This is a genomic window from Phyllobacterium lublinensis (assembly GCF_020164435.1).
Lineage (GTDB): Bacteria > Pseudomonadota > Alphaproteobacteria > Rhizobiales > Rhizobiaceae > Phyllobacterium > Phyllobacterium lublinensis.
This window is the reverse complement of the sequence record NZ_JAIUDQ010000017.1, coordinates 1-17,648: the sequence shown is the minus strand read 5'-3', so window position 1 is coordinate 17,648 and position 17,648 is coordinate 1. Positions and strand designations below refer to the sequence as shown.

General features: G+C 55.8%; 15 protein-coding genes. 8 read left to right on the top strand and 7 right to left on the bottom strand.

Annotated elements, in window-relative coordinates:
- Positions 1-40 precede the first annotated feature (40 nt).
- Both K9U38_RS18420 and K9U38_RS18415 read left to right on the top strand, forming a co-directional pair.
- The gene (locus K9U38_RS18420; protein WP_224495813.1) at positions 41-2,341 is read left to right on the top strand and encodes an OmpA family protein; all 2,301 of its coding nucleotides are present in this window, start codon (positions 41-43) and stop codon (positions 2,339-2,341) included.
- Between the two features lie 109 nt (positions 2,342-2,450).
- Entirely contained in the window at positions 2,451-2,975 is a 525-nt protein-coding gene (locus K9U38_RS18415) for a TIGR00645 family protein (protein WP_224495812.1), read from the top strand.
- 84 nt (positions 2,976-3,059) lie between these two features.
- Here the strand turns inward: K9U38_RS18415 and rpoD are convergent, their stop codons facing one another.
- Together rpoD and dnaG are read right to left on the bottom strand one after the other, a co-directional pair.
- Positions 3,060-5,084 carry an RNA polymerase sigma factor RpoD gene (gene rpoD, locus K9U38_RS18410; protein ID WP_224495811.1) on the bottom strand — a complete coding sequence of 675 codons (2,025 nt, stop codon included), beginning with the start codon at positions 5,082-5,084 and terminating at the stop codon, positions 3,060-3,062.
- Between the two features lie 291 nt (positions 5,085-5,375).
- Positions 5,376-7,343: a DNA primase gene (gene dnaG, locus K9U38_RS18405; protein WP_224495810.1), complete on the bottom strand. Its 1,968-nt coding sequence runs from the start codon at positions 7,341-7,343 to the stop codon at positions 5,376-5,378.
- 365 nt (positions 7,344-7,708) lie between these two features.
- Here dnaG and K9U38_RS18400 point away from each other — a divergent pair, with 365 nt between their 5' ends.
- Positions 7,709-9,379 carry a Na/Pi cotransporter family protein gene (locus K9U38_RS18400; RefSeq protein WP_224495809.1) on the top strand — a complete coding sequence of 557 codons (1,671 nt, stop codon included), beginning with the start codon at positions 7,709-7,711 and terminating at the stop codon, positions 9,377-9,379.
- Between the two features lie 10 nt (positions 9,380-9,389).
- Here the strand turns inward: K9U38_RS18400 and K9U38_RS18395 are convergent, their stop codons facing one another.
- Positions 9,390-9,554 (bottom strand): hypothetical protein, encoded by a 165-nt coding sequence (locus tag K9U38_RS18395; protein ID WP_224495808.1) that lies wholly within the window; start codon positions 9,552-9,554, stop codon positions 9,390-9,392.
- Between the two features lie 183 nt (positions 9,555-9,737).
- Between K9U38_RS18395 and K9U38_RS18390 the strand changes: the two genes are divergently transcribed.
- A complete protein-coding gene (locus tag K9U38_RS18390; RefSeq protein ID WP_224495807.1) occupies positions 9,738-10,274 on the top strand; it encodes a DUF1003 domain-containing protein in 537 nt (178 codons plus the stop codon).
- 433 nt (positions 10,275-10,707) lie between these two features.
- On the opposite strand, the gene K9U38_RS18385 is transcribed toward K9U38_RS18390, so the two are convergent.
- On the bottom strand, positions 10,708-11,157 hold the full coding sequence (locus tag K9U38_RS18385; protein ID WP_224495806.1) for a GatB/YqeY domain-containing protein: 450 nt from the start codon (positions 11,155-11,157) through the stop codon (positions 10,708-10,710).
- Positions 11,158-11,447: 290 nt separating this feature from the next.
- On the opposite strand from K9U38_RS18385, the gene carA reads away from it, so the two are divergent.
- Positions 11,448-12,701 (top strand): glutamine-hydrolyzing carbamoyl-phosphate synthase small subunit, encoded by a 1,254-nt coding sequence (carA, locus tag K9U38_RS18380; RefSeq protein ID WP_224495805.1) that lies wholly within the window; start codon positions 11,448-11,450, stop codon positions 12,699-12,701.
- A gap of 28 nt (positions 12,702-12,729) precedes the next feature.
- Here carA and K9U38_RS18375 read toward each other — a convergent pair whose 3' ends face one another.
- Positions 12,730-13,650 (bottom strand): aldo/keto reductase, encoded by a 921-nt coding sequence (locus tag K9U38_RS18375; RefSeq protein WP_224495804.1) that lies wholly within the window; start codon positions 13,648-13,650, stop codon positions 12,730-12,732.
- A gap of 169 nt (positions 13,651-13,819) precedes the next feature.
- On the opposite strand from K9U38_RS18375, the gene K9U38_RS18370 reads away from it, so the two are divergent.
- The gene (locus K9U38_RS18370) at positions 13,820-14,293 is read left to right on the top strand and encodes a nuclear transport factor 2 family protein (RefSeq protein ID WP_224495803.1); all 474 of its coding nucleotides are present in this window, start codon (positions 13,820-13,822) and stop codon (positions 14,291-14,293) included.
- A 3-nt stretch (positions 14,294-14,296) separates the two neighbouring features.
- On the top strand, positions 14,297-14,854 hold the full coding sequence (locus K9U38_RS18365; RefSeq protein WP_224495802.1) for a TetR/AcrR family transcriptional regulator: 558 nt from the start codon (positions 14,297-14,299) through the stop codon (positions 14,852-14,854).
- Positions 14,855-14,870: 16 nt separating this feature from the next.
- Here K9U38_RS18365 and K9U38_RS18360 read toward each other — a convergent pair whose 3' ends face one another.
- Positions 14,871-16,142, bottom strand: a complete 1,272-nt coding sequence (locus tag K9U38_RS18360) for a TCR/Tet family MFS transporter (RefSeq protein WP_224495801.1) — start codon at positions 16,140-16,142, stop codon at positions 14,871-14,873.
- A 157-nt stretch (positions 16,143-16,299) separates the two neighbouring features.
- A complete protein-coding gene (locus K9U38_RS18355; RefSeq protein ID WP_224495800.1) occupies positions 16,300-16,764 on the bottom strand; it encodes an Lrp/AsnC family transcriptional regulator in 465 nt (154 codons plus the stop codon).
- A 149-nt stretch (positions 16,765-16,913) separates the two neighbouring features.
- Here K9U38_RS18355 and K9U38_RS18350 point away from each other — a divergent pair, with 149 nt between their 5' ends.
- Entirely contained in the window at positions 16,914-17,636 is a 723-nt protein-coding gene (locus K9U38_RS18350) for an aspartate/glutamate racemase family protein (RefSeq protein ID WP_224495799.1), read from the top strand.
- Positions 17,637-17,648: the final 12 nt, after the last annotated feature.

The following is a 17,648-nucleotide window of genomic DNA, read 5'->3' as shown; positions in this document are numbered from 1 at the left end:
TAGCGCCGAACCGTTCCTGAACATGAACGCAGGATGAATGATGTCTTCACACGACATACAGGCGGCGGCTGCAATCCTGACGATATCGGATTCGGCCAATGTCGCGGCCGGACACATTGCCAGCGGCAATGCAACTGCATTGATGATCGCAACGGACGAGCCGCTGCCACAGAGCGGAACCAAGGTGCGATCGCGAACATTTGACGTGTTTCAAACTAAGAAGGAACGCGAGACAGGGATGAAAATGAAACGGACAGCGCTCTTTTTTGCTTCGACGGCAATTCTCTTTTCTTCGCCATTGGCGATGGCAGAACAACCCCCGCTAAACCGGCCGTTTATCTCCTCCAATTCGAACGTGCCGCCGCTCATGCTGGCGCAAGTTGAGGAGCCAGCGCCGCAGGAGGATCCGGCAGCCGAAGAATTGAAGCGGAAGGCGGCACAACAGGCCGAGGATGCCCAAAAGCAAGCGGCTGAAGAGGCAGAGGCCGCTGCCAAGGCGCAGCAGCAGGCCGAAGAACAGGCAAAGCAGCAGACTGAGGAAGCGGCGAAAGCTTCCGAGGCACAGGCTGCTCAGAAAGCGGAGGAAGCGCAACGCGCTGCCCAGGCCGAGGCCGATAAGGCGGCCGAGCAGCAGCAGGCCGTAGAAGAGGAAGCAAAGCGCAAGGCTGCCGAGGAGGCCAAGGCGGCCAAGGCCGCAGAAAAGGAAGCCGCGCAGGAGGCTGAAAAAGCCAAGCGTGCAGCAGAGGCCGAGGCGAACAAGGCCGCTGAACAACAGAAGGCTGTCGAGGAGGAGGTTCGCAAGAAGGCTGAAGCTGACGCCAAGGCAGCCAAGGCAGCCGAGCAGGAAACTGCCAAGGAAACTGAAAAAGCGAAGCAAGCAGCCGAGCAGGAGGCCGCAAAGGCCGCTGAGGCTCAAAAGGCAGCGGAAGAAGAGGCTCGCAAGAAGGCCGACGGCGCCCAGAAGGCAGCCGATAAGCAATCGGACAAGGCTGCCGAGGAAGCCAAGAAAGCAGCGGATGAGGCCACCAAGCAGACGGCCACTCAGCCGAAATCAGAAACTCCCGCAACGGCAGAGCAACCTGCGAGCGACCAGACGCAGGAGGCCGAACCAGCAACACCACCAATTGATCCATCAACCGGTCAACCTGCTCCCACAGGCACAGCGGCAACTCCGGTTGTACCCAGCACTCCAGCCGAGCCCGGCCAACAGGAAGCCTCGCCCCTTCCGGCAAACGCAGCACCCGTCCTCGATAGTGCCAAGCCTGCCGCTAACGGGAGTGGCAAGGGCGAAACGAACGGACAAGCAGCGCAAGTTCCGGCGGATCAACAGCAACAGCCCCAGAAGCCGGCAGTTGCGGCCGCACCACAGCCAAGTTCTGATGCCGACGTCCAACAGACGCTCGCCCCCATCAAGATCGAGCCGGTTCTGGTCGAAAAGGGTACCCGCATCAAGCAACGTCCGCGTGACGAACGGCCTCGCGACGTTCAACTGATCAAGCAGTTCGACAACCGGGCAATTGTAGAAGTCAACAATAACGTATTTGTCGAGAGTTCGGATCGTCCGCGCATGTCGCGCGATGCGCAGGAGGTCTATTATGAAGATCTTCCGCGACGCCGCACTCGCGAAACAATCGTCCGGGAAAATGGCGTTCAGATTGTCACGATCCGCAACCGCTATGGCGACGTGATCCAGCGCTCGCGAGTGATGCCCGACGGACGCGAGATATTGCTGACTTACACGCCCGATTACGATCGTGAGGAGCGCCTTGCCTGGCGTGACCCGGGCGATGACCTGCCACCGCTCCGTCTGACGATTCCGGTTCGCGAATATATTCTGGATGACGCCGAGGAAGCCCCTGAAGAGGACGTTTACGCGTTTTTCGCCCAGCCACCGGTGGAACGGGTTGAACGCATCTATTCGATTGACGAAGTCAAACGCTCAGCCCGGATCCGCGACAAGGTGCGCCGTGTCGATCTCGATACGATCACATTCCAGTTCGGTTCGGCGGAAATCGGCGAGGACCAGATCGAACGCATCGAAAGCGTCGCCAAGGCCATGGCACAGGTCCTGAAGAAGAACCCCGCGGAAACCTTCCTGATCGAGGGTCATACGGACGCTGTTGGCTCGGATCAGGCAAATCTCGTCCTGTCGGACAAGCGCGCCGAGTCGGTTGCCCAGGCCCTGACCAACGTGTTCGACATTCCGCCGGAAAATATGGCCACCCAGGGCTACGGCGAGCGTTACTTGAAGATCAAGTCGGATACTCCGGAACAGCAGAACCGCCGCGTTGCCATACGGCGCATAACTCCACTTGTTACCCCCGTGGCCAGCAACCAATAGTGGCAGATCAATCCAGATAATGAAAAACCCGGACTTTTGGTCCGGGTTTTTTATCACTATATGTTGCGTTCATGCCCAGAGCCCAGTTTACGCAACCGGACCCCGCCTTATGAAACATATCGAAATATTTATCGAAAACATCATCCTCGCCTCGCGCTGGCTCCTTGTGGTTTTCTATCTTGGACTGGCCGTCGCACTGGCAATCTACGCCTTCTCCTTTGCGGGGAAGCTCGTTGATTTCGTCGCCAAGGTCACGATTCTCAATGAAACGGACACGATACTTAAAATGCTCAGCCTGATCGATGCTGCCCTCGTCGCCAGTCTCGTCGTCATGGTCATTATTTCAGGCTATGAGAATTTCGTCAGCCGCTTTGATAAAGCCGACGAGGTTCACTGGCTCGGGACCATCGATGCGGGATCGCTCAAGATCAAGGTCGCGTCGACGATTGTAGCCATTTCATCGATCCATCTGCTGCAGGTCTTTTTGAACCTCACGCAATTCAGCACCGAACAATTGACGTTCTTCACGATCATTCATCTCGCCTTTGTCTTCTCAGCGCTGTTCCTCGCCTATATCGACAAGCTGATGGTCAAGGAAAAGGGCGCGAAGCAATCCGAAGAGCCATCGCTTTAAAGGCGGATATAGTCGGTAATGAAAAAAGAAAACGGGATGGGTTCGCACCCATCCCGTTCATTTTTCAAAGCTCGCAAGAGTTGATCAGCTGTCGAGGAACGAACGCAGCTTGCGCGAACGGCTCGGATGCTTGAGCTTGCGGAGCGCTTTGGCTTCGATCTGACGAATGCGCTCGCGCGTCACCGAGAACTGCTGGCCAACTTCTTCCAGCGTATGGTCGGTGTTCATGCCGATGCCGAAGCGCATACGCAGAACGCGCTCTTCACGCGGTGTCAGTGAAGCCAGAACACGCGTTGTCGTATCACGAAGATTGGCCTGAATGGCCGCATCGATAGGCAGAAGCGCATTCTTGTCCTCGATGAAATCGCCGAGATGTGAATCCTCTTCATCGCCTACTGGTGTCTCAAGCGAAATCGGCTCCTTGGCAATCTTCAACACCTTGCGTACCTTTTCGAGGGGCATTGCAAGCTTCTCAGCCAATTCTTCCGGCGTTGGTTCACGGCCGATCTCATGCAGCATCTGGCGCGATGTACGAACGATTTTGTTGATCGTCTCGATCATGTGCACCGGAATACGGATCGTCCGCGCCTGATCGGCGATCGAGCGGGTGATCGCCTGCCGAATCCACCAGGTTGCGTAGGTCGAGAACTTGTAACCACGGCGATATTCGAACTTGTCGACCGCCTTCATCAAGCCGATATTGCCTTCCTGAATGAGATCAAGGAACTGCAGGCCGCGATTGGTGTATTTCTTGGCGATGGAGATGACGAGACGCAGGTTTGCCTCGACCATTTCCTTCTTGGCAAGAGCAGCTTCGCGCTCGCCCTTCTGCACCTGGTTGACGATGCGGCGGAATTCCGAGATCGAAATAGCGGTTTCCTGCGCCATGTTCTGGATTTCCGTGCGCAGGTTCTTGATCGTGTCCTTCTCGTTCTTGGTGAACTCTTTCCAGCCACGAGTCGTCAGGTTCGAAACGGCCTTGAGCCAGTTCGGATCAAGTTCGTTGCCTTGGTACTCCTTGAGAAAGTCTTCACGGCGCACGCCATAGGACTCGGCAAGACGCAGGAGGCGGCCTTCGTTCTGAACGAGGCGCTTGTTGATGTCATAGAGCTGCGCGACCAGCGCTTCGATACGGTTCTGGTTCAGCGAAAGCGACTTGACCGCCTTGATCAGCTGATCCTTGAGCTCCTTGTAGCGACGCTCCTGGCTTGGAGATAGCGAACCCGAAGCTGCAAGCCGGTTTTCGACCTGCTGGTCCTGCAGCTTGCGCAGCTTCTTGTATGTATCGGCAATAACGTCGAGCGTCTCCATGACCTGCGGGCGCAGTTCGGCTTCCATCGCAGCCAGCGAAAGATTGGCCTCATCATCCTCGTCGTCTTCTTCTTCGACAGGCGTATCGCCACCGACATTCGTGATGTCGTCATCGTCGCGCGAGCGGCGCGGCTTGTCGTTGGCAGCCGGCTTCTCTTCTTCGACACGCTCGATGACCGGCGCCTGCTTGGCCTCAGGGCCCGCATAGGTGGTTTCGAGATCGATGATCTCGCGCAGGAGAATCTTCGATTCGTTCAAATCCTCGCGCCAGATGATGATTGCCTGGAAGGTCAACGGGCTCTCGCACAGGCCCGAGATCATGGTCTCGCGACCGGCCTCTATGCGCTTCGCAATGGCGATTTCACCTTCGCGAGACAAGAGTTCGACAGTACCCATCTCACGCAGATACATGCGGACAGGATCATCGGTGCGGTCGGTCGGTTCCTTCTTGGTCGTTGTGGGTGCCACCGCAGTGCCGGTTGCATCGGCCAGCTCGCGCGCCTCGTTTTCCTCATCGCCGCTGTTGTCGGCTTCTTCGGCGTCGGCGTCTTGCTCGTCATCCTCGACGACATTGATGCCCATATCGCTGAGCATGGCCATCGTGTCTTCAATCTGCTCGGAAGTGACCTCTTCGGATGGAAGAACTGCATTGAGTTCGTCCATCGTGACATAGCCGCGCTTCTTCGCAAGCTTGATCATCTTCTTGACAGCGTCATCGGAAAGGTCGAGAAGCGGACCGTCCGGCGCACCTTCGCGCTCGACTTCTACTTCTTCATTTTCCTTTGCCTTTGTTGCCATATTCTCTAATCTCCAAGCGACGTTCGCTTTGTTCATGCGTAGGATCAACGAGTGCGGCACGGCACCGGTTCCCTACACAATAAAGGTAATAATGATCGACTAGCCGAAATCCCGTTAATGTCGGATTAACCTTGTTATCCCGGTGGCGAGCACGCTACACATATGCCGAATTTGCTGGTTTTTCCGCTGGTCCCGCAAATGTCTTCAATTCTGCGCAATCTGATTCCGTCATTATTGACCCACGTCAACCCCGACTCAACTGATTCGCAATAAAAAAGCGAATCAATTCGATCAAAACCCCTTACCTGACCGTCCCGAGGGTATTCCGAACCCTTCGATCAGCGCTTCCGTTGCCTGCGCATTGCGAATATCGTTCTGGATATCAAGCAGCCGGTTGAGATTTTCGTCGGTAGCTTCCGTAGCCAAGGCGGTTTCTGCGACTTTCAGCTCTTTATGTAGTGTGCTCGCGCGCTGATGCAAGTGAACGGCCTGCCTCAATGCTTCCAATGCATCCTCTTCGGCTGCTTCAGCCGTTGCAGTCCAAATACGGGCACGACGCATCAGAGCCTCCAGGGCTTCAATAAGCGCTCCGTGGTTGGTGTCGACCATTGCCTTGCGCATGGCGACGCCGCTTGCGACGTGATGCTCCGCCAAGGCATTGAGCATGGCCGTGTGAAACCGCTTGAGATCAGGATGGCTGAATTCAAGCCGCACTACCGTCTCAAAATCTTCCTCGATCAGGCGCGGATGGTTGAACAATGTCATCAGGATTGCGGTCTCGCGCAGCGGCGGTGCTGCTGACGTCGTCTTCACCAATACCGAACGTGCCAGACTGTCGGATACGGCCAAGCGGCCATTCGCCGCGCCCCTGCCCCTTTGACCATATCCATTCGATTGGCCGAAGCCATTCTGATTGTTGCCGCGCTGGCCATTGTTGCGCCTGTCATTGCCGCGCTGGCCGGAGTTGAAGAATTGCTGGATACGATCGCGCACATCCTGCGCGTAATGGCGCCGGACATTTTCGTCACCGATCAGTGCCGTCATTTGCTTTAACCGCGCTTCAAGTTCCGCGCGCCGCTCTGGCGTATCGAAGACACCGCCGCTGGTCTCACGCGCCCAAAGCATATCGGCCAGCGGGCGCGCATCGTCTATTACCGCCTGAAACGCCTGCGGCCCCGAATCCTTCACGAGATCGTCGGGGTCCTTGCCCCCCGGCAGCACCGCAAAACGCAGGGAGCGGCCAGGCTTCAACGCTGGCAATGCAAGATCGATCGCCCGATGTGCCGCCTTGATTCCCGCATTATCACCATCGAAACAAAGGATCGGCTCGGGTGACATGCGCCAGAGAAGATCGAGCTGATCTTCCGTCAGCGCAGTGCCTAGAGGCGCGACCGCCTGAGCGAAGCCTGCCTGGGCCAAGGCGATGACATCCATGTAACCTTCGACAGCAATCACCGCCCTTGCCGGCAGGCCGCCCTGCGGCTGCGCTGCCTTCCTGGCGCGCAAGGCATTGTAGAGCACCTTGCCCTTGTGAAAGAGCTCGGTCTCGTTGGAGTTCATGTATTTCGCGATTGCGTTAGGCGCTAGCGCCCGGCCGCCGAAGGCGATGATGCGGCCGCGCAAATCCTCGATGGGAAACATGATCCGATCGCGAAAGCGATCAAAGGAAACCGGCTTGTCGTCGCCATAGACGACAAGCCCGCAGGCCTCGATCTGTTCCTTCGTGGCACCTTTCAAGGCAAGGTGCTCCTTCAATGCATTGCGGCTTTCGGGGGCATAGCCCAAACGATAGGAATGTTGCGTCGCGGCACTCAAGCCACGATCGCGCAAATAGGCACGTGCTTTCGCTCCTCCCGCCGCCTGTAACTGCTCCTCGAAGAACTTGGTGGCCATCTCCATGACGTCATAGAGCGTCGCGCGCTTTGCCTCGCGTATTTCCATCTCCGCGTCGCGCGCGGGCATCGGTACCCCCGCCATATCCGCGACGCGCTGCACGGCCTCGGGAAAGCTCAGGCCCTCAAGTTCCGTCAGGAAGCGAAAATGATCACCGGTAACGCCGCAGCCAAAACAATGGTACCGCCCCTTGCGGTCCTCGCAGTGGAAACTTGGCGATTTCTCGCCATGGAATGGGCAGCATGCCCAGAAGTCGCCCTTGGCTGCATTTGTCTTTTTCCGGTCGAACGAAACCCGTGTTCCGATCACGCTGGAGATCGGTACACGCTCCCTGATCTCGTCGAGAAAGGATGGCGGAAATCGCATGCTGCTCTTCGTGCTTCAAATGGACGGTTCTGAAAGCCGGGGTGTTGGTTGACCTGAAGCCCGGATTTCAGGTCTTCCCGATACTGCAACAAATGGGAGCCGGATGAAAGTGCAGCAATGCTGTCGTCCCCTGTTCATTTGCCAGCATGGTCCGTGCAGCGCCGTATTTTATACCGACAGGTCCAGCGCGGAGTTATCCACAAAAAAACCGTCATAAAACTGTTACACTTTGTCAAAAACGACAGCTTTTTGCTTAGCCGAAACATATTTTTTTCGCTTTCTGAACCATATGTTATTGTTATTGACTGAACTTAAAACCGGCAAAAGGCGTTACAGCCTTTTTCAACGCATCAGGATGGCCCCACGTGAACGGCTCCGAAGTTTTGTTGCATTTGGCGGGAGCCGTGGCACTGCTGCTGTGGGCAACCCGCATGGTGCGCACGGGCGTTGAGCGGGCGTATGGAGAACGCATGCGTCAAAGCCTGCGTGGCGTCCTGCACAACCCTGTTCTCGCCGTGCTCTGGGGCTTGTTACTTTCCATCGCGCTGCAAAGCTCGACGGCGGTCAGCCTGCTCGTCGGCTCCTTTGTCGGATCAGGTTTTGTCAGCGGCATTGCAGGCCTGATGGCCGTGCGCGGCGCTGAAGTTGGATCGGCTCTCGTCGTCAAGATCCTGAGTTTTGATCTGACATTGCTGGTTCCGCTTTGCCTTGTTGCCGGCACCGGCATTTTTATGGCGACGGAACGCAGCAACTGGCGTCAGGCAGGGCGCATCCTTGTCGGCATCGGCCTTTTGATACTTTCTCTTGAAATGACCGGCCAAGCAACCGAGCCGCTCCGCAACAGCCAGCTCCTGCCTATCATCGTTGGTTATCTCGACACGGATCCGGTGACAGCCTTCCTGCTTGCGGCGTTGATGACGTGGCTATTCCATTCCAGCATTGCCGCCGTGCTGCTCTTGGTTACATTTGCCTCACGCGGGCTGATTCAACCGGAACTTGGTATTGTGATGATCTTCGGCGTCAATCTTGGGTCCTCCTTCATCGCTCCGGTCCTGACCCGCAACGCGGCCCCGCAAGCTCGTATTGTACCAATGGGCAATCTCCTGATGCGCGGTGCGGGCTCGGTAGTGATCCTCATTCTCTATCTGACATTCAGGCCGTCGATCGGGTTCCTGGGCACTGAACCGGCCGACCAGGTGATCAACGGCCACATCCTCTTCAACGTCATCATCCTTGTTGCCGGCGTTCCGCTTTCCGGTCTTGTTCTCAAGATCACCAAGGCCGTCGTTGCTCTGAATACCCCACCACAACAGTCGCCATCCCTGGACCACGAGGAACTCAGCGCCCTGGACGAAACCGTTCTCGACACGCCCAGCATGGCTCTGGCAAACGCGACACGCGAGACTGTGGCGGTTTGCGAAACGATAGAAATAATGCTCAGGCGGATCATTGAGCTCTACGAGAACCCCGAGCAGGATCGCATTGACGAATTATCGGCCCTCGATGACAAGGTCGATCGCAAACACGCCGCCATCAAACTTTACCTTGCCAAACTGACGACGGGTTCGCTGACCACCTATGAGGTCGCGCGTGCGCGGGAGCTGCTTGGAGCGTGCGTCAAGCTCGAACAGGTAGGCGATATTATCGTTCGCAACATGCTGGCGCTCGTGCAGAAAAAGATGGACCGAAACCTCAAATTCACTGACGAAGGCTGGCTGGAACTCAGCAATTTTCATGCAAAAGTGCTTACCAACGCCCGTATGGCGTTCAATGTTCTCGTTTCGCGCGATCGCGAAACCGCGCACCAGCTGGTTCTGGAGAAAGATCATCTGCGCGACTTGGAAAAGCAGAGCAGTGACCGTCATTTCACGCGTTTGCGCGATGGTACCACCCGCAGTCTTGAGACAAGCTCGATTCACCTGGATACGATCCGGGATTTGAAACAAGTCAACTCGCTGCTTGCTGCAATGGCTTACCCCGTACTGGAAGAACAGGGGCTTCTCAACACTACGCGTTTACGTACGCTGCACAGCTGATCGTTTGGATTTAGTAGTCGCGATGAATGTGGGTGTTGGAACCGATAAACGCACCCATGGCGCTACCGATAAGCAACCCCAGGAGAATATTTCCCATCATCGCTTCGCCGATACCTGCACCCACGGACAACCCCGCCAAAACACCAATAATGGTCGACCATCTTTGTTCTTTCATTGTCGCCTCCATTCCTGTGAACCAACAACGCGGATGTGGCCTTCAAGTTCCACTCTGCCAATCCGGCATGTTACTTCGGGCGGACCATCATGCTGCCAGCCCTGGCAAACAGGTCTATGATAGTTTCAATGTCGCAGCATCGTGAGCGCAAAGCAGTCAGACCAACAGCTGGGGGAACAGTCCATGCCGAATGTAGAAGACATGAAGAAGGGACTGTGGGAGGCGGAACGCAAGCTGCTGCATCAACTTAGGGATGCTCGTCGGCACGAGCGCCGCAAGAAACCATCTGAGCTTGAGAATGAACTTACACCCGGACAGAAAATCGCGGATGTTGTCGCAGCAACAATGGGATCATGGTCGTTCATCATCATCCAGACCACCATATTGTTCTTCTGGATCGTGCTGAATGTAACGGCCTACGTGCGCGAATGGGACCCCTATCCGTTCATTCTGCTCAACCTGGCTCTATCATTTCAAGCCGCCTACGCGGCACCGTTCATCATGATGAGCCAGAACCGCCAGCAGGATATCGATCGCAAGGAAGCTGAGAATGACTACCGCATCAACATCAAGGCAGAGCTTGAAATCGAATTGCTGCACGAAAAGATCGAACTTCTCCACCACAAAATAGATCAGATTCGCGAAAAGGAAGTCGTATCACTCACGGAAGCTGTCGAGGAGCTGTCGGATCCAAAACGGCCGCCAGAAAAGGCCGACTGAAAACCAAAAAACAAAAAAAGGATCGCTGCGGGAGGAGGTGCAGCGATCCTGATTGTAAATGTACCGCGGGAGGAGGTGCGATACATTCGATGTTGGGGGATCTGGGAGGAAACGAACCCAACGAATGAAAATATAGACCAATCGCGAAATATGGCCAGATTCAAAACTGCATGATAGCTATGCAAATTGTTCCATTGACCAATTGCGCACGCCTTGCCGAATCCGGTGCTCGCCTCTTCAACGAAATTCAACTGGCCAAACTACAGAACCCTAAACGATTGCGAGAATGCCAAGGGCGTTGATGTGGTGTCCCCCGCAATTCTCTTCAGCAATGTGCGAGCGAAGGAACTGATCCTCACCCTGTTTGGCTTTTCTACCTCTCCCCGTAATTGAGACCGGGCTTTTTGCCGTCAGCGCAACAGTTATCGTTGGCTTATTGCAAGAGTTCCTTCACGATGCCGCTGGCGCGGCTGAAATCCATCTGGCCGGCATATCTTTCCTTCAATGCGTTCATGGTTTTGCCCATGTCACGCAGACCGGCCGCGCCAATTTCATCAATGATGCCCTTGGCGGCCTGGCGCGTTTCCGCTTCAGTCATCTGCTTGGGCATGAAATCGCGAATGATCTCGATTTCGGCACGCTCCTGCTGGGCAAGTTCAGTACGATTGCCCTCCTCATAGAGCTTGGCCGACTCCTCGCGCTGCTTGATCATTTTTGCGAGAATAGAACTGATCTCCTCACTTGATGCCGGCTCCTTGCCAGTACCTCGATTGAGAATGTCCCGGTCCTTGATGGCAGCCATGATCAGGCGCAGTGTCGGGACGCGAAGCTTGTCCTGTGCCTTCATAGCTGTGTTCAGTGCCCCGGCGATTGTGTCGCGCATTCTGTACTCCTGCTGCTTTTCGCGCACCCTAATGTTCGCTTCGAACAAAAACAATCATCGCGAAATGCCAATTATGGCAAAATTCTCCAAGAGTTCTTGTGTCGCAATTGACCGGAGGTGCAGCTTTGTTTATGGCTTCGGTCTTAGCCAGACAGATTTTTTGTTGTCATGCGGTGAGGAGATCATCCAACACCGCGCTTTGCCACGTCATATCGAACAATTGACGACGTTTTTCAATGTAGGGCGACCGTAAGAGACGACACACGCCAGCTGAAGCTGAAGGAAACCGCATGACCTCGACCGCAACAACAGACGCAGGTATCCACGCAGCCAGTCCAACGACCGAAGGTTGGACCGAATTCAGGCCGACCGCCGTATTGGTTCTGGCCGACGGCACAGTCATCGAAGGCAAGGGTCTTGGGGCAACGGGGACATGCGAGGCAGAGGTCTGTTTCAATACAGCCCTCACCGGCTACGAGGAAATTCTCACCGATCCATCCTATGCCGGCCAGATCGTCACGTTTACTTTCCCTCACATCGGCAATGTGGGCACCAACAAGGAAGATATTGAGGATCTGACACCAGCCAATCGTGCTGGGGCGGTAGGGGCGATCTTCAAAGCCGATATTACCGCGCCTTCTAGCTATCGCGCTGCCGATCACCTCGATCATTGGTTGAAGGCACGCGGTGTCATCGCTCTTGCGGGTGTAGATACGCGTGCCTTGACTGTGCTGATCCGCGAGAAGGGCATGCCCAATGCGGTGATCGCACACGATCCGGATGGCAGATTTGACATTCCTGCTCTCAAGGCACGTGCTGCCGCATGGCACGGCCTGCTGGACCTCGATCTCGCCAAGGATGTCACATCCGGGCAAAGCTCGGTCTGGACAGAGAAGCCATGGGTTTGGAACGAGGGGTTTGACGAACAGTCTGCTCCGCAATTCCATGTGGTGGCCATCGACTACGGCATCAAGCGCAATATCTTGCGTCTTATTGCCGGTCTTGGCGCCAAAGTCACCATACTTCCTGCTTCAGCCAGTGCGGATGATGTCCTCGCCCACAAGCCGGACGGTATATTCTTATCCAACGGCCCTGGCGATCCCGCAGCGACCGGCAAGTACGCCGTGCCGGCCATCAAGGAACTGATCAAGACCGACATCCCGGTCTTCGGAATCTGCCTTGGCCATCAGATGCTGGCGCTTGCGCTTGGTGGGGATACAAAGAAGATGCATCAGGGTCATCACGGGGCCAACCATCCGGTCCGTGACGACACTACGGGCAAGGTCGAGATCGTCTCGATGAATCATGGCTTTGCCGTTGACGCCACATCCTTTCCGGACGGGGTCGAGGAAACGCACGTTTCCCTGTTCGACGGCAGCAATTGCGGGCTGCGGGTCGTGGGCCGTCCGGTGTTTTCAGTTCAGCACCACCCGGAAGCGTCGCCCGGACCGCAGGATTCACACTATCTCTTCCGCCGGTTCTTCAATCTGATCCGCACGAGAAAGGGGCTCGAGCCTCTGCCCGAGCGCGAACAAGCTGCCTGATCTATCGGGGAGGTTGCCCGGCTAAGGCTTACGGAACCTCCTCCCCGGTGCTCGCCTGCAATATCTCAAACCATTGCTGGCGCTCAAGCACGATGCCGAGTGCCGACGCCATTGAAGCTAGACGTTCGCGCTTCAAACTGCCAAGCACGGGGATTGGACGTGCCGGATGGCGCAAAAGCCACGCAATCGCGACTGCAGAGATGTCGACGCCGCCGAGTTGATCTGACACCATCTGCAGAGCCTTGCGCACCTGCCTCTCCTGCGCGCCATCACCGGTAAACAGACTACCGCCACCAAGGGGCGACCAGATCATTGGCGGATAGCGCAAGAGTTGCGCATGATCGAGGCTGCCATCGACAAGCGGAGAGGTGTGGATGACAGAGACCTCGATCTGATTGGTAACCAATGGAAAAGGTAACCGCGAAGCGAGCAGATCGAATTGCGATGGCGAAAAGTTTGACACGCCGATTGCCCGCACCTTGCCTGCCTCCACGACGGCCTCGAGTCCGCGGGCGGTCTCATCCGCGTCCATCAAGGGATCGGGCCGGTGGATCAACAGCACGTCCACATAGTCGGTTTGCAAATTTTTCAGCGAACGGTTCACCGATGCTTCGATGTGCCCAGCGCTGGTATCGTAATGCTTGATGCGATTGTCCGGGCGCGCTCCAGATTTCAGCATTATGTCGCATTTGGTGATCAGTTCGATCCGCTCCCGCTGGCCGCGCCATTGCTTCAGGCCAGCGCCAAACACTTCCTCCACCCCATAGTCACCGTAGATATCGGCGTGGTCGAAGCTGGTCATGCCAAGGTCGATGGCATCATTGATCAGATCTGCAACACGATTGGCGTCAGGTCGTTCGGGGCCGCTCAACAGCCGCCATGCACCGAGCACAAGTCGGGACAGGCTCAAACCCTCAGCATCGAGGGCAATACGTTCTGAATAGGACATCGGGGAGTCACCTTGGCTGGATCAGCGGTACTCCTGATTAAATCAAACCGTCTGCAGAGAAAAGCCCTCTGCATTTCGCGGCCATTTTTGATCCGGGTTGACAATCGCGAGCCCGAATTGTACCGATTGATAAACACTTTACCGATCAGTACAAATCAAGGAGATTGCCATGGCTGAGCAGCGCGCCCCTGTGCCGCCATTCACCCGCGAAACCGCAATTCGGAAAGTACGTGCGGCGGAAGATGGCTGGAACAGCCGCGATCCCGAGCGGGTATCCCTCGCCTATACGACCGACAGTTATTGGCGGAACCGGTCGACATTTATGCAGGGGCGTGAGGACATTATTGCCTTCCTTACCGCCAAGTGGCACAGGGAATTGGAATATCGCCTCATCAAGGAACTCTGGGCATTTGCCGACAACCGTATAGCCGTTCGTTTCGCCTACGAGTATCACGATGATTCGGGTAACTGGTTCAGAGCCTATGGCAATGAAAACTGGGAATTCGACGAGAATGGCCTGATGGAAAAGCGCTTTGCCTCCATCAACGATTTGCCCATCAAGGAGACCGAACGCAAGTTCTTCTGGGATCGTTCGGGACCGCGCCCGACGGATCATCCTGGCCTGTCAGACCTGGGATTGTAATCAATGGCAAGAACCGTTGCCGAGCGCTCAGATGTCATTCCGGTACTTGCCGAAATATTCCGCGAGCACGCCTTTGAGGGCGCCAGCCTTTCGATCATCAGTGAGAAAACCGGGCTCGGCAAAGGCAGTCTGTACCATTTCTTCCCCGGCGGGAAAGAAGAGATGGCAGCTGTCGTTCTGAAGGAAATCGACACATGGTTCGAGGTGAATATCTATCGTCCGCTCCGTGATTCCGACGACCCGCGTGCGGCGATCATCGCGATGTGCCGTTCCGTGACGGACTATTTCCATTCAGGACGGCGTATCTGCCTTGTCGGTGCATTTGCACTCGATAATGTACGGGACCGCTTCGCCGGACAGGTCAGGGAATACTTTGCCAATTGGAAAAGTGCCCTGGCCTTGGCTCTGCAAAAGGCCGGGCAAGACGGCGTCCAATCGTCAGCTCTTGCAGAGGAGGCGGTCATAAGCATTCAGGGCGCGCTTGTACTTGCCCGTGCACTCGATGATCCGTCATTGTTTGAACGCGCCATCAGGAAAACCGAGCAACGGCTGCTGTCATAGCGGAAGCAATGAAATTCTAACCGGCTTCATTCGGAGCCAGTTCTCCCGGCACAAGAACCTCATCCTTGGCCAGTGAAGGCTTTTGGACACGCAGAACAAAAACGATCAGACCGATCAGAACGAAAATACCGCCAAGCACATATGGCGCTCCACTGAACGCAATCGAAGCGTCAGACGCAGTGAAGATGGCGAAAATCTGCGTGAAGATGAGTGGTCCAATGATATTCGTGATGCTGAACAGGCTGGTCAGGGCACCTTGCAACTCGCCCTGCTCCGACGCGGGAACCTTGGCCGCTGCGATACTGCGCATGGCGGGATCCGCCACGCCTTCAAGGCAGGTCGCTAAGATAACCACGTAGACCAGCCATCCTTGCCAGGCCGCTGCATAGCCGAAGAAACCGAGAGTCGCAAAAGTGAGCCCAATGACTGCCGTGCGCCATTCCCCAAAACTCGCCACGATCCGCGGCAGGACCAGCCCCATCACGATCGCGCTGCACAATCCGTAAATGCCCAGCGACATGCCAATATCGCTCTCGCTCCAGTTGTAGCGATAACTTCCGACATAGGCCCACACCGCGGGATAAGACATGTGTCCGAGCGTCAACATGAAAAAGACAAATCCAATCCAAAGGATACCCCTGTGGTTCCGCATCTGCTTCAACGCACCAAGCGGATTGGATCTTTTCCACTCAAACTTCCGGCGGTTCGCTACCCCAAGAGTCTCAGGCAGGAGGAAATAGGCGGCCACGAAGTTCAGAAAGGAAATGATTGCCGCCCCGAAGAAGGGGACTCGTGGGCCAAACTCACCCAGAAAGCCACCAATGATCGGTCCGAGAATGAACCCGACGCCAAATGCTATGCCGAGCAGCCCGAAGTTTTTCGCCCGGTTTTCATCGGTGCTCACGTCGGCAATATATGCCGAGGCAGTTGAATAGCTGCCGCCGCTGATGCCTGAAAGGATCCGGCCGATCATCAGAATGGCGAAGTTTGGGGCAAGCGCACAGATCAGATTGTCGATGGCGAAGGTTATGACAGAGGTCAAAAGTACCGGACGGCGACCGAAGCGATCGCTCAGGTTCCCGATCAGCGGCGCGAACATAAACTGCATTCCAGCATAGGCGAGAAGCAACCAGCCTCCATAGATCGCCGCCTGCCCCACGTTTGCCCCGGTCAATTGCTCAAGATATTCGGGGAGAACTGGAACGATGATCCCGATGCCGATGATGTCCAGAAGCAAGATCATGAAGACAAGTGTGAGGCCGCGCTTGGCCAGGATCGGGTCAATCATCGGAAACTCGCTACTTGCGTTTACATCCGCAATTGACGCGGATATTGGCCTATCGGCTTCATCAAAGCGAAACAATACGTGAACATGATCAGGAAAACATCAATCTCGCCACCGAAAAATGCAGTTTAAAGATAATCCTCCTGACAGATCCTGCCAGCTAACGTAAGTAACGGGTCGGCAAAGCGGTCGTTGCCTTTAGCACTTCCATCGATACTGACGCCGATATGTCGAAGAACTCGACCTTCTCCACGAGCGTCTTGTAGATGTCATCATAAGCTTCGACGCGGGGAAGAACGATCTTCAGAATATAGTCGATCGTACCGGTCATGCGATGCACTTCAACGATTTCCGGTATGTCCGTGATCGCCTTGCGAAACTGTTCTAGCCAATCGGCAGAGTGACGCGCCGTCCGCACAATGACGAACATTGTGGTCGGCAGGCCCATCAACGGTCGATCAAGCAAGACAACCCGCCGCGCAATGTACCCCTCGTCCTCAAGCCGCTGGATACGGCGAGAACAAGCGGAAATGGAGAGATTTACCCTGTCCGCCAATTCTGAGACCGCTAGCGAAGCGTTTTCCTGCAGCAGATCCAGTATCTTTCGGTCTCGATCGTCGATCATCATTACATCCACAGTAATTCATAGCGTTAATGCCGGATTATGCGCTGAATTTTTGCAGACTCTCAAGCGAACAACACAAACTTTGCGAACTTTTCGCGCACATTTCGATTTATCATCCCGCTCAGATTTTACATTCAGGGGAATTTGCAATGCGTACGATTGGGTTGATTGGCGGTATGAGCTGGGAAAGCACCGCAGTATATTACCGCCAGATCAATGAAAATATCCGGACACGGCTGGGCGGTCTGGCCTCGGCAAAAATAGCGCTGCAGTCGCTCGATTTCGCCGAAGTCGTCGCGCTTCAAAAGAACAACCGCTGGGACGATGCTGCTGCGCTTCTGGCAGAGTCCGCCAAGCGCCTCGAAATCGCTGGCGCTGACTGCGTGCTCATCTGCACCAACACCATGCATCTCGTGGCTGATCCGGTCGCCGCTGCCGTTGGCGTGCCGCTCATCGATATACGTATGGAAACCGGGAAGGCGCTGTCGGCCGCCGGCAAGAAGCGCCCGCTGCTGCTCGCCACCCGTTACACAATGGAACACGGATTTTATGCGGATTATATGCGCGACAAGTGCGGCATCGAGGTCCTCGTCCCTAACGAAATCGATCGCGCCAAGGTGCATGCGGTAATCTTTGACGAACTCTGCTGCGGCATCGTCAAGGCAGATTCCCGCCACGCGCTGGAAAAGATTGTTCAGCGCGGCAAGGACGCCGGCGCCGATAGCGTGATTCTCGGATGTACTGAAATCTGTCTGTCGCTTACGGACGACAATCTGGAGTTGCCCGTATTCGACTCAACTACGCTCCATTCCAAAGCCGCCGTCGCCCATGCGCTCGGCCTCGATCGTGACCTGGACCAAGCCGCGATCTAGAACAGGTTTTCC